An 11570-nucleotide genomic window follows, 5' to 3' on the forward strand; every position below is an offset into this window, starting at 1 on the left:
TTGATCTAACTGTGTCTGCAAAAGATATTTTTCATGAATCAGTTAAAAAAGCTTTGCAAAAAGAACAATGGATAATTACGAGCTATCCATTAAAATTTAAATTTGGGTAAGTCAATTTCCAAATTGATTTAGGTGTAGAGAAAATAATTGCTGCAGAAAAAGGAAATGAAAAAATAGCAATTGAAATCAAAAGCTTTTTAAACCCCTCGGCAATAACAGATTTTTACTCCGCTTTGGGACAATTCCTGAGTTACCGTCTAGCATTAGCAGGATACGTACAAAACGTTTTTTCAACTGGAGTTTACTAAAACTGCGATCAAAGAGTATCAGGTGCTATTAATTGTTTACAATCCAGTAGATGAGGTGATTGTACAGTGGATAAACTAACAAAATATCAAGAGGATGTTAAAAGATTGTTGACGAACTATGCCAGTGATGATGTCTCGGATAATGATGTCGAAGTTCAACTCATTTTAGACACAGAACGCAATCATTATCAATGGATGAATGTCGGTTGGCAAGGATTTAATCGTATTTATCGATGCGTGATGCATTTTGATATTAAAGATGGCAAAATCTGGCTGCAACAGAATTTAACCGATCGCAATCCAGCAGAGGAATTAGTGATGATGGGAGTACCACGAGAGGATATTGTCTTGGGTTTGCAAGCTCCTTACAAACGTCAGTATACAGATTATGGCGTAGCGTAATGCGATCGCTCCTCGAACAACGAACATCACTTTACTCTCAAGCCGATTTGCACATCACCGAGTGAGAGGGAGATACACCTGAAAGCTTTGCCTAGCGAGTACTTGAAGCAATTCCTAACGTTCTCAAAACACAAGTTTCTCATTAGGAAGACTCTAATTACCAAATTTTGGCCATCCGTAGGATAAACCCTGGTAATTCTGGATTGCCAGTAACTGTTTCGGGATTTTCCAAAATCTCAACTTCTCGATTCGGACGGTAAATATAGACTTTTCGATTCTGCCGATCGATTAACCAGCCTAGTGATGCACCGTTATCGATGTACTCCTGCATTTTGTCTTGTAATTTTATCAGGCGATGTCTACGACGGGCTACGCCTACGCTGGAAGAACGTAACTCAATCACAAAGCTGGGACAAATTGGTGCAAATGAAGCTTTTTGTGCATCTGTTAAAGTATTCCAGCGCTCCAGTTCAATCCAAGAAGCATCAGGAGAACGCATTGCTCCATTGGGTAGTGTAAAACCTGTACTGGAGTCAAAGCCTATCCCAGTGCCATCTTGTTCAGTCCAATTCCCAAGCTGTGCAGCAATGTTAAAGTTACGGTTGCCCGTATCTGAAAAAGCTGGTGGCATGATGATGACTTCCCCATTGGCAGTGCGCTCAATTCGCAAATCTCCATTAGCTTGACAAAATTCATAGAACTGCTCATTTGTCATCTGCACAAGTGAGGGAAAGTTTACCGTTAAGGGTGTGCTTTCAGTTTGGATTAGCAGCGTTGTCATTTTCATTCCCTAGCTTCAGCCGAATGATTTCAATTCTAGAGGCTTGAAGGAGCGATCGCCTAATACCTGTTATGTTTGCAACGTGAGGTTTAAGTCAATGATAAAGGTATTGAACCAGCGAACTGGTTGCCAACAGTTTTACTAAAATGGTACTGTGATTCCACACAGAAACAAAGAAATTCTCATCCTTCTTGCCAATAGGGTTCAGTACAAATATTCCCATAGGGCATAAGAGTATTGTGGTAGAAAGCCCGATGAGCCTGACCAAAGGAACCAATAGTTCCTCGGAGGTTGGCATTTTGCAAGTTAGCACCAACTACGGAACCTTCAGCAACTTTAGCACCCTCTAGATTGGCACCACTCAAGTTAGCTCCATCTAAGAAGGCGTAACTCAGATTAGCGCCCTCCAGATTGGCACCACTTAGGTTAACACTCAACAATTTAGCACCAGTCAAGTTAGCTCCAGCCAAGTTGATTCCGCTCAAATTAGGATCATCCAAGCAAATATCAACAAACTCTTTTTCTCCAGCAGCAATGCGTTTGAGCAATTCTTCAATACTTATATTGGGGGTGAAGAATATGTTGCTGAATTCAGTATCTCCAGTATCAAAACGTCGGCTCAGTTCTCTTCTTTCTTCCGCTCTTCTTGTGTCTTCGTCCATCAGTTAGAAATTGTATTCATTCAATTCCAGTACAAATATACTCGACTTTGGCAGCAGAGATTGTGAGGAGTTACAAAGTCTTCTACACTGACTGAAATAGGTTTTAACTCTCTCTGTTAGGCTCCTCATGACGGTCAACGATTCTGAATACATCAGGCAAGCTGAAGCCACTCGTGTGCGTGTACTAAGCGAAGCACTACCTTATATTCAACAATTCGCCGGTCGCACTGTTGTTGTCAAATATGGTGGCGCAGCGATGAAAGATAGCACACTCAAAGACAAAGTTATCCGCGACATTGTATTCTTATCCTGCGTGGGCTTGCGTCCGATTGTAGTCCACGGCGGTGGCCCAGAAATTAACAGTTGGTTAGATAAGCTGGGCATCGAACCACAATTTAAGAATGGTCTGCGAGTCACTGATGCCGCCACAATGGATGTGGTGGAAATGGTTTTAGTTGGTCGAGTTAACAAAGAAATTGTCTCCCTGATTAACCAAGCTGGTGGATTGGCTGTAGGACTTTGCGGTAAAGACGGTAATCTATTTACAGCCCGTTCCCAAGGTCAAGAAGGCATTGGCTTTGTGGGGGAAGTCAGCAATGTGAATATCAAGATTTTGGAAACCCTCGCTAGCAATGGCTATATTCCGGTAGTGTCCAGCGTCGCCGCAGACGAGACAGGGCAAGCTTATAACATTAACGCTGATACTGTAGCTGGAGAAATCGCTGCTGCACTAGGAGCAGAAAAGTTAATTTTACTGACCGACACCAGTGGAATTTTAAAAGATTACAAAGACCAATCTACTTTGATTCCAAAAGTAGATATCCGCGAAGCCCGCGAGTTGATTGCTAATGGTGTAGTCAGCGGTGGGATGATTCCTAAAGTGAATTGCTGTGTGCGATCGCTTGCTCAAGGAGTCCGTGCAGCACATATTATCGATGGTCGCATTCCTCATGCGCTGTTACTCGAAATCTTTACTGATGTTGGGATTGGGACGATGATTCTCGGTTCGCAGTTTACATTTTAGAGGCAGGGGAGGCAGGGGAGGCAGGGGAAAATGATTTGTAATTGTAATTTCGTGTAAATTAAAATTCGTTTTTTACTCGTGGATGAGTCTTTGATACTCGTGAGCGAGTCTTTGATACTCGTGGACGAGTCTTTAATACTCGTGAGCGAGTCTCTGATACTCGTGGACGAGTCTTTAATACTCGTGAGCGAGTCTCTGATACTCGTGGACGAGTCTTTAATACTCGTGGACGAGTCTTTAATACTCGTGAGCGAGTCTTTGATACTCGTGGACGAGTCTTTGATACTCGTGGACGAGTCTTTGATATTCGTGGATGAGTCTTTAATACTCACCTCCCCTGCTCCCCCTGCTCCCCCTGCCTCCCCTGCCCCTCTGCCTTCTTACCGGGGATAGGTAATAATAACTCGCGATCGCCCACTGCTAAATGGTGTATGACGCCATGAATTATTTATAATCACCGGATTAACTACGGTTGAGTCTCGAATTGTCGGATTAATCAAAGTTGGATTAATCAGCGTGGAATTTCTCACGTTCTGCCTTACTTGGGGATAGTAAGAATCGGGCTGCCTTACCTGGGGATAGTAAGAATCGGGGAAATTAGTGCGTTGTGGCATTAGTCCCGTTGTTGGGTCTACAGGCATAGGCGTGGGAATCGGACTACCATAAATAAAGGAACCCACAGAAGGCGATGATTGCCTGACTCCATAACCACCATCAATCACGATCACAGACTGGGCACAAGCTGGAGCAATGCTTACACCCATCACTGCTAAAGTCATACCTGCTAAGAGCCAATTCAGTTGCGAATGCTTGATTTTCAACATAATTTTGCTCACCTGCATTTGATACCGGAATTTTTAATCAGAAAATAGTTGCAGCTACTTAGTTAAAATTTTAGAAGTTTATTCACTTTTAGATTGCCAGCTTTTGAAAAGATTCCAAAAAGATTGCTGGCATTGGCAAAATGAAAATAGTGCTAATTTTTGTATAAGACGTGAGTACAGAAAGTTTAGAAATTGCTAAAACCCGCTACCAGACTGGGAAAGTTGCCTTTGAGAATGGGCAATACCGCGAAGCCGTAGAAAATTTAGAAAAGGCTAGCGCTCTGTTAGCTCGTAATTCTCGCCTTGGGGGCGAAGTAGAAATTTATCTGGTGACAGCTTATGAAGCAGCTGGACGCACGGATGATGCGATCGCTCTTTGCGAAAGACTCAAACGCCATGCCCATTTTGAAATTAGCAAACAAGCGCGGCGGATGCTTTATATCTTAAAAGCACCAAAGCTGAAAAGACCCAGCGAATGGATGACCGAAATCCCTGATTTGGGCGCATTAGCCGATAATGAACTTAAAATTTCTGTACCTGCTAAGTCAACTAAATCTTCTGGGGAGCAAAAGCCTAAACCTGCCGAGCCAGAATTTGTTGACCTCAGTCAGGTCAATACCAGAGATAATCGCTTTATCTGGGTGGCGCTAATTGCCATTGGTTTAACCATCTCGTACTTGGTTTGGTTGAATTTTTCAGGAACTCCTGGCTGATAACAATTTTGGATTGGGGACTAGGGATTGGGAAGATTTGAATGAAGATTCAGACTCAAACTAAATCTTACTCATATTTTCTTACCCAGTCCCAGAGCGATCAAAATGGTATTCCAGGAATCTCAAACAATACTAACAAGTCAAGATTGGTTAAAAAGTTTGACTTTTGGGGAGATTTATAGTTATGAATTCTTCAATTTTCAGAAAGATTTTCTTGTGGTTAATCAGACCATTTAGTTTCGTGTTGGCAAATATGAAATTTCTCTCACCACTGAATGGTCGAAATCGAATGAACCGGGTCTTTCCCATGCGAAATCCTATTCTGTGGCTAGTGCTGTTAACATCTCTGCTACTGACTGGCTGTGTAAAGTACGATGTGGGACTTAACTTTGACAACTCAAATAGTGGCGAACTAGTACAGCATATTAAGTTGGGAGAACGGCTAACCAGTTTTAGTGGCGATTCGGTGTACGAATGGTTAAAGAGCATAGAACGTCGCGCCCGTCAACTTGAAGGTAAAGCACAGCGAGTTTCCCAAGAAGAAATCATCGTCACAATCCCTTTTAGCAGTGGTAGGGAATTGCAAGAGAAGTTCAACGAATTCTTTAACTCCCGTGCAAATCAACCCTCTGAGTCTGTAGAGAGCCAATCTAACTCAGAACTGCCGAAAATTGAATCAAACGTCCTCTTGGAGCAGAATAATTTTTTACTTTTAGTCCGAAATCGGTTGATTTATGATTTAGATTTGCGATCGCTCTCTCTAATCGCCAGCAAAGGTAATGTTCTAGCTAATGCTGGTTCAATTCTTGATTTGGAATTTAGCTTGAAGACTCCTTGGGGAGCCAAAAATATTCAACTAACTGAAACTGCAATTGAGCCAGAAAAAAATGGCAATCAATTAGTGTGGAAACTCCAGCCTGGTGAGCTAAACCACATAGAAGCTGTTTTCTGGCTTCCTAGTCCCCTTGGTATCGGTGGGTTGTTAATTATCCTGTTTGTTTCGGGAGGATTGTACTTGAGATACAATTTCATGCCAGATCCCAGAATTCAGTTTCCTGCCAAAGCAGCAGCAATCCAGGAACAGTAGACTATTCATTTGTTGAATATTGTTAGCGAAGCCGATGGAGAATGCATCGGCTTTTTTACCTTTTCCCCATTTTGTAAAAATGAGTTATAGCGAATTAGCCAAAGAAATTGTTCGTGTATCCTACTTGAAAGGCGAGTTTCGGTTACGTTCTGGTCAGATATCTGACCATTACTTTGATAAATATCAGTTTGAATCTAATCCTTTGTTACTGAAGCAGTTAGCTAAAGAAATGGTAAAAAAGATTCCATCAGGAACGGAAATTCTAGCAGGACTGGAATTAGGGGGAGTTCCTTTAGCAACAGCAATTTCATTAGAAGTTGAATTACCAGTTGTCTTTGTTCGGAAGACAAAAAAAGAATATGGTACTGAGAAGATAGCAGAAGGAATTAATATCCAAGGGAAAAAATTGTGTATCATTGAAGACGTGATTACAACAGGTGGTCAGGTTGTAAAAAGTACCGAAGCGCTGCGTAATCAGGGAGCGATCGTGGACTTCGTACTCTGCGTAATCTGGCGCGGAAGAACAGAAGACAACAGCCTCGAAAAAGCTGGTATTCAAAAACTTCCTCTATTTGATATGGAGGAGCTTTCGGTGTGGATGGAACTGTCTTGAAGCCCACAGTCAAAATATCTTGGACAATAACCCTAAAAATACTTAGGTTTGAGATAAGACTTGTGTAATTTAAGCTTAAACATTACTATTGCTATGTTCTCGTTGTTCGCTGCCATACCAACGTTCAGCAAGTCCATTGAGTTGATGAAGGATTTCAATGAGTTCCTGACCGCGTTCTGTAAGACCGTAAGTGACTTGAGGTGGAACAGTTGGTTCATACTGGCGATAAATAATCTCTGCGGCCTCCAGCATCCTCAGTCTTTCTGTCAGCACTTTGGTTGAAATGCCTTCTACTTGGCGCTTCAATGCACCAAAGCGAGTAGGTCCACTATTACACAACACCCACAGTATATACATTGTCCAGGGTCCTGATAATAAGGACATCAAAATACTTATTGGGCAAGCATGAGGATTTGTAGAAGCAGACATCGATAAGTTAGCCAAAATTATCTAGTAGTTACTTTATAGTAACTACTTTACTTTAGTAACTAGTTACTTTTAGTATCTAATGTAATGCTTTGAAATAAAGATTCAAAAAAAGTAAAAGCAGTAAATCCTAGTTAATCAGGAGATATTTGGTGGTAAATATTCTACATATTGATTCCAGCCCCCGTGGTGAACGATCGCACTCCAGAGAATTATCCAAGGAATTCGTCAGTGCTTGGAGGGCAGCGCATCCTGAAGATGCGATCGCTTATCGAGATTTAGGGCATTACCCAGTTCCTCACGTTGATGAAGCTTGGATTGCGGCGGCATTTTCACCACCAGAAACCCATACCCCAGAATTAACTGAGGCAATCAGGATTTCTGACGAACTGGTTGATGAGTTTTTGGCAGCCGATCGCTACGTCTTTGGAGTGCCAATGTACAACTTCAATATACCTTCCACTTTTAAGGCTTACATCGACCAAATTGTTCGTATTAACCGGACTGTTGCTTTAGATGCTCAAGGTTTTAGAGGGTTAGTCGAGGGTAAAAAGGCGGTTATCATCACAGCTCGCGGTGGTGACTTTAGCGCGACATCTCCTTTCGTTGCCTACGACTTCCAAGAACCCTACCTGCGGGCAATTTTCGGCTTTATTGGGATTACAGACATTCAATTTATTAACGCTAATAGCCTGAATGAAGGTGATGCCCGTACCCAATCTTTATCAGAAGCAAGGGCAGCAATTCAAGATGCGATCGCCCAGTGGTAATGTGATGCGGGCATTGGGCATTGGGCATTGGGCATGGAGAAGAGACAAGGTAGACAAGGAAGAGGGGGGAGACTTGGGAGAGACTTGTTCAAGAATTCCCCCCTGCTCCCCTGCTCCCCTGCTCCCCTGCTCCCTTGCCTCTTCTTCAGGGTGACAACCGCTCAATTTTCCAACTGCTGTTATCTAAACGGCTATAGAGTAAGCGATCGTGCAGACGGCTAGGGCGTCCTTGCCAAAACTCAATTTCTGTAGGGATAACTCGTAAGCCTCCCCAATGAGGCGGTCGAAAAATCTCCTGATTTTTATATTTGCTTTGAAACTCCTGCAAGCGTCGCTCTAAGACTTCTCGGCTTTCTATCACCTCGCTTTGATTAGATACCCACGCACCCAGGCGACTGTTGGCAGGACGACTGTGAAAATACTGGTCAGACTCAGTTTCGGAAACTTTCTCCACATACCCCGAAATTCGGACTTGACGTTCCAGTTCTGCCCACCAAAAGACTAAAGCCGCCTGGGGGTTTTCTGCTAATTCTTGTCCTTTGTGACTGTTGTAGTTGGTAAAGAAGGTAAAGCCTCGTTCATCAAAATTCTTAAGCAGCACCATTCTGGCTGAAGGCTTACCGTCTGGTGTGGCTGTGGCAATGGTCATGGCATTGGGTTCAGGGAGTTGTGCTGAGAGTGCCTGATCGAACCATTTTTTAAATTGGATAAAAGGATTGAGGTCTATTTCGAGTTCGCTCAAACCTTCCAAAGTGTAGTCTTTGCGAAGGTCAGCTACGGTTTTGTCCATTGTGATTTGTTTCCTTGCTATCAGATACGCTTATATATATCTTTCTCAAAAATATCTATGATGATGATTGGATGACGATCAGCGCCATCAAGAATTTTACAAACTCTCTCAAAGAATATCTAAAATAGGTTGCATAAAATGCGCCGTTCGGCCTCCCTCCAACGTCTCTTAATTTATGGTCTGAGCGGTCCCATTATCGCTCTTAATATTTGGCTACTATCCCTGCTTTTTCGCTACTTCCAGCATCCCATTACCGTCTTGAGCATTGCGGCAATTTTGGCTTTTCTCCTAAATTACCCAGTTAAGTTCTTTGAACGTGCTCAGATCACCCGCACTCAGGCAGTGATTATAGTTTTACTGGCAACATTAACGCTGCTTGGGATTCTGGGCATCACCCTAGTGCCGTTGATTATTGACCAAACAATCCAACTGTTAAATAAGATTCCTGATTGGTTAGGCGCTAGTCAAGCAAACCTAGAGCAGTTTGAGATGCTGGCAAAGCAACGACGTTTGCCAATCGATCTGAGGGTTGTGAGCAGTCAAATCAATGCCAACATTCAGAATGTGGTGCAACAGCTAGCTTCTGGTGCAGTAGGATTTGCTGGAACACTGCTTTCGGGATTACTTGACTTAGTGTTAGTCATTGTGCTTGCATTTTATATGCTTTTATATGGCGATCGCGTCTGGTATGGTTTGATCAATCTTTTGCCCTCTAACATTGGAGAACCCCTCACCACATCCTTGCGCTTAAACTTTCAGAACTTCTTCCTCAGTCAGTTGTTACTAGGATTGTTCATGGTGCTAACCCTGACACCAATTTTCTTAGTGATAAAGGTGCCTTTTGCCCTGTTGTTTGCCATATTAATTGGGATCTCAGAACTCATTCCCTTTATCGGGGCGTCTCTGGGTATTGGTCTGGTGACGATTTTAGTGCTGTTGCAAAATTGGTGGTTGGCAGTTCAAGTTGCGATCGCGGCAATTCTCATGCAACAGCTTAAAGATAACTTGTTAGCTCCCAGGTTACTCGGCAATTTTATCGGACTGAATCCCATCTGGATTTTTGTGTCTATTTTGATGGGATTTGAGATTGCTGGCTTGTTAGGGACAATTGTTGCTGTTCCGATTGCTGGTACTATTAAGGGCACTTTCGATGCTATTAAGAGCGGCAAGCCAAGTGATTTTGTCTCAACTGTCACTATTGCTCGTGATTCACCTCCTGATAAAGGTGGCAGAGGGGCAGGGGGCACAGGAAGTTAAACCAATTCGCAATACTTCGGCTACGCTCAGTACAAGTTCGCAATTCGCAATGACGCTCTCTACGAGACGCTAAAAGCGTAGCTTGTTTCTCTGTTAGAGTACGCGGACTCGCTATCTTCTACAAAGAGAGCAATTACGTTTTGTAACAGGGATTTTAATTAGGTATTCAATTCGTGCTGCCATTCTTAGGCAGGGGAATTAAACTGAACATACTTTGTTAAAACTTGAACGTTCACCTTCAGAAGCTCAACTTCCACCTTCAGAAGCTCAACTTCCACCTTCAGAAGCTCAACTTCCACCTTCAGAAGCTCAACTTCCACCTTCAGAAGCTCAACGTTCACCCTCAGAAGCTCAACTTCCGCCTTCAGAAGCTCAACGTTCACCCTCAGAAGCTCAACTTCCACCTTCAGAAGCTCAACTTCCACCTTCAGAAGCTCAACGTTCACCCTCAGAAGCTCAACTTTGAGCCATTGAGGCTGAACTTTCAAATTCTAACTCCCAATGCCCAATACTTCGGCTACGCCCTTTGGCTACGCTCAGGACAAGCTCAGTACAAGTGCCCAATACTTCGACTTCGCTCAGTACAAGTGCCCAATGCCCAAAGTGAAAAGTTGCACAATCTAATCTCACAATTCACAATGGTGATTGATTACAAATTTCAGAGGATACTGCCAGCAGGCAATTTCTGAACAAAAGAAGCGCAAGCGAATGTATAGAGTATACGCTTTGCGAATAGTCAATTAGTTTAGTCTTGAATTTACAGTCTTTTAATTCTCATTAATTAACTTAGAACCTGTTGATGGAAGCTTCCGAGCTGTTAGAAACAATCACATTTTTGATTTACCAAGCCGAGCAGGGGGAAATTGATCCTTGGGATGTCCAAGTAATTGAGGTGATTGACCGCTATTTAGAACTGATGGCACCAGGGGCAATAACAAGAGGCTATGAAGCGGACTTGTCTCAATCTGGACAGGCATTTTTATCGGCATCAATGTTGGTATTATTCAAAGCCAATACCTTAATGCAATTGTCAACAGTTGGAGATGCACAAGATGGTTTAGAAGATGATGCTCTATTGGAAGGTGAAGACGGTGTATCACATCAGGGTCATCGTCTACCCTTAGAACGGCAATTACGTCGTCGTCCAGCGGCGATGCCGCCACCAAAGCGCCGAGTGACTCTGCAAGAGTTAATTGAGCAATTGCAGATTATGGCTAACCAACTGAAACTGGTAGAAAAAGTCAGCAAACCTACCCGTCCCAGGCGTCAACCTAGTGTCCAAAGTATGCGGGAGGCGCTGGAGTTAGCTCACCAGGAAAATCTGACAGAAGTCGCTGGGGAACTGGAGCAGGTATTGAAATTGTCGACAAGAGAGCTAAGTTTAGAACAAAATTGGTTGAATTTAGAACAACTTGTAGAATTGTGGACTAAGACAAAACTTATCAACCAAAATGGGTCTGGACATGAGTCTAAACACAGTAACCTTGTTAGCGTTTTCTGGGCACTACTATTACTCTCGGCTCAATCGAAAGTAGAGCTATTTCAAGAGGACTTTTATCATGAAATTAAAATTCGCTTAATTAGAGATTCAGCTAATATCGGCAAACCTTTTGAGCATCCGATGAACTAAGTCGACAGTTTCGTAAATTCGTGGTCAATTGAAGGTTTTAGTTTAAACGCAGAGGGGAGGCAGCGCGTTGCAGGGGTTCCCACGGCAGTCGCTCATAGGGGAACCCCCTTCTCTACGAGACGCTCCGCGTTCGCGTAGCGTTCCGTTGGCGCAGCCTCTCGTAGAGAAGGAAAGGCGCTAGCCTGTCCCTTTGGGAGAAGACCGCGCTGCCTCCCGTTGTAGCGACTGCCGTCGCGCAAAGTATAGCGCAGAGGAGCGCAAAGTTTCTTTGAGTCCATTCGCT

The 11570-nt window shown here is 43.2% G+C and carries 14 protein-coding genes and 1 pseudogene; 10 read left to right on the forward strand and 5 right to left on the reverse strand.

Annotated elements, in window-relative coordinates; all coding sequences use genetic code 11:
* Positions 1–11: 11 nt before the first annotated feature.
* Together V7L12_RS25810 and V7L12_RS25815 are read left to right on the forward strand one after the other, a co-directional pair.
* Positions 12–387, forward strand: a pseudogene (locus V7L12_RS25810) (XisH family protein).
* Positions 375–710 carry a XisI protein gene (locus V7L12_RS25815; RefSeq protein WP_335088704.1) on the forward strand — a complete coding sequence of 112 codons (336 nt, stop codon included), beginning with the start codon at positions 375–377 and terminating at the stop codon, positions 708–710. Before V7L12_RS25810 ends, V7L12_RS25815 begins: the two are co-directional and overlap by 13 nt.
* Positions 711–867: 157 nt before the next feature.
* Here the strand turns inward: V7L12_RS25815 and V7L12_RS25820 are convergent, their stop codons facing one another.
* Together V7L12_RS25820 and V7L12_RS25825 are read right to left on the reverse strand one after the other, a co-directional pair.
* Positions 868–1491, reverse strand: a complete 624-nt coding sequence (locus V7L12_RS25820; protein ID WP_335088706.1) for a Uma2 family endonuclease — start codon at positions 1489–1491, stop codon at positions 868–870.
* Between the two features lie 182 nt (positions 1492–1673).
* A complete protein-coding gene (locus V7L12_RS25825; protein ID WP_335088708.1) occupies positions 1674–2153 on the reverse strand; it encodes a pentapeptide repeat-containing protein in 480 nt (159 codons plus the stop codon).
* Positions 2154–2280: 127 nt separating this feature from the next.
* On the opposite strand from V7L12_RS25825, the gene argB reads away from it, so the two are divergent.
* Positions 2281–3177: an acetylglutamate kinase gene (gene argB / locus V7L12_RS25830; protein ID WP_335088710.1), complete on the forward strand. Its 897-nt coding sequence runs from the start codon at positions 2281–2283 to the stop codon at positions 3175–3177.
* A 380-nt stretch (positions 3178–3557) separates the two neighbouring features.
* Here the strand turns inward: argB and V7L12_RS25835 are convergent, their stop codons facing one another.
* Complete coding sequence (locus tag V7L12_RS25835; RefSeq protein WP_335088711.1) at positions 3558–4001, reverse strand: hypothetical protein; 444 nt, start codon at positions 3999–4001, stop codon at positions 3558–3560.
* A 170-nt stretch (positions 4002–4171) separates the two neighbouring features.
* Here V7L12_RS25835 and V7L12_RS25840 point away from each other — a divergent pair, with 170 nt between their 5' ends.
* The 3 genes from V7L12_RS25840 to pyrE all read left to right on the forward strand — a co-directional run bounded on the left by V7L12_RS25840 (position 4172) and on the right by pyrE (position 6414).
* The gene (locus V7L12_RS25840) at positions 4172–4714 is read left to right on the forward strand and encodes a tetratricopeptide repeat protein (RefSeq protein WP_335088712.1); all 543 of its coding nucleotides are present in this window, start codon (positions 4172–4174) and stop codon (positions 4712–4714) included.
* Between the two features lie 184 nt (positions 4715–4898).
* Complete coding sequence (locus V7L12_RS25845; protein WP_335088714.1) at positions 4899–5801, forward strand: DUF3153 domain-containing protein; 903 nt, start codon at positions 4899–4901, stop codon at positions 5799–5801.
* Between the two features lie 34 nt (positions 5802–5835).
* The gene (pyrE, locus tag V7L12_RS25850) at positions 5836–6414 is read left to right on the forward strand and encodes an orotate phosphoribosyltransferase (RefSeq protein WP_335088716.1); all 579 of its coding nucleotides are present in this window, start codon (positions 5836–5838) and stop codon (positions 6412–6414) included.
* A 75-nt stretch (positions 6415–6489) separates the two neighbouring features.
* Here the strand turns inward: pyrE and V7L12_RS25855 are convergent, their stop codons facing one another.
* Positions 6490–6843, reverse strand: coding sequence for a winged helix-turn-helix transcriptional regulator (locus V7L12_RS25855; protein ID WP_335088718.1), 354 nt, complete (start codon positions 6841–6843; stop codon positions 6490–6492).
* A 149-nt stretch (positions 6844–6992) separates the two neighbouring features.
* On the opposite strand from V7L12_RS25855, the gene V7L12_RS25860 reads away from it, so the two are divergent.
* Positions 6993–7610, forward strand: a complete 618-nt coding sequence (locus V7L12_RS25860) for an FMN-dependent NADH-azoreductase (RefSeq protein ID WP_335088720.1) — start codon at positions 6993–6995, stop codon at positions 7608–7610.
* 145 nt (positions 7611–7755) lie between these two features.
* Here the strand turns inward: V7L12_RS25860 and pdxH are convergent, their stop codons facing one another.
* Complete coding sequence (pdxH, locus tag V7L12_RS25865; protein WP_335088722.1) at positions 7756–8400, reverse strand: pyridoxamine 5'-phosphate oxidase; 645 nt, start codon at positions 8398–8400, stop codon at positions 7756–7758.
* A 138-nt stretch (positions 8401–8538) separates the two neighbouring features.
* Here pdxH and V7L12_RS25870 point away from each other — a divergent pair, with 138 nt between their 5' ends.
* The 3 genes from V7L12_RS25870 (at position 8539) to V7L12_RS25880 (ending at position 11287) form a co-directional block, all read left to right on the forward strand.
* Positions 8539–9657, forward strand: coding sequence for an AI-2E family transporter (locus tag V7L12_RS25870; protein WP_335088724.1), 1119 nt, complete (start codon positions 8539–8541; stop codon positions 9655–9657).
* A gap of 214 nt (positions 9658–9871) precedes the next feature.
* On the forward strand, positions 9872–10123 hold the full coding sequence (locus V7L12_RS25875) for a hypothetical protein (protein WP_335088726.1): 252 nt from the start codon (positions 9872–9874) through the stop codon (positions 10121–10123).
* Positions 10124–10456: 333 nt separating this feature from the next.
* Complete coding sequence (locus V7L12_RS25880; protein ID WP_335088728.1) at positions 10457–11287, forward strand: ScpA family protein; 831 nt, start codon at positions 10457–10459, stop codon at positions 11285–11287.
* Positions 11288–11570 lie beyond the last annotated feature (283 nt).

Source organism: Nostoc sp. (assembly GCF_036918245.1).
In the GTDB taxonomy this organism is placed as follows: Bacteria; Cyanobacteriota; Cyanobacteriia; order Cyanobacteriales; family Nostocaceae; genus Nostoc.

Bases quoted from the DNA above. Each gene is read 5' to 3' on its own strand.
- V7L12_RS25845 (WP_335088714.1), top strand. From the start codon at position 4,899: ATGAATTCTTCAATTTTCAGAAAGATTTTCTTGTGGTTAATCAGACCA.
- pdxH (WP_335088722.1), bottom strand. From the start codon at position 8,400: ATGGACAAAACCGTAGCTGACCTTCGCAAAGACTACACTTTGGAAGGT.
- argB (WP_335088710.1), top strand. From the start codon at position 2,281: ATGACGGTCAACGATTCTGAATACATCAGGCAAGCTGAAGCCACTCGT.
- V7L12_RS25820 (WP_335088706.1), bottom strand. From the start codon at position 1,491: ATGACAACGCTGCTAATCCAAACTGAAAGCACACCCTTAACGGTAAAC.
- pyrE (WP_335088716.1), top strand. From the start codon at position 5,836: ATGGAGAATGCATCGGCTTTTTTACCTTTTCCCCATTTTGTAAAAATG.
- V7L12_RS25825 (WP_335088708.1), bottom strand. From the start codon at position 2,153: ATGGACGAAGACACAAGAAGAGCGGAAGAAAGAAGAGAACTGAGCCGA.
- V7L12_RS25855 (WP_335088718.1), bottom strand. From the start codon at position 6,843: ATGTCTGCTTCTACAAATCCTCATGCTTGCCCAATAAGTATTTTGATG.
- V7L12_RS25880 (WP_335088728.1), top strand. From the start codon at position 10,457: ATGGAAGCTTCCGAGCTGTTAGAAACAATCACATTTTTGATTTACCAA.
- V7L12_RS25870 (WP_335088724.1), top strand. From the start codon at position 8,539: ATGCGCCGTTCGGCCTCCCTCCAACGTCTCTTAATTTATGGTCTGAGC.
- V7L12_RS25835 (WP_335088711.1), bottom strand. From the start codon at position 4,001: ATGTTGAAAATCAAGCATTCGCAACTGAATTGGCTCTTAGCAGGTATG.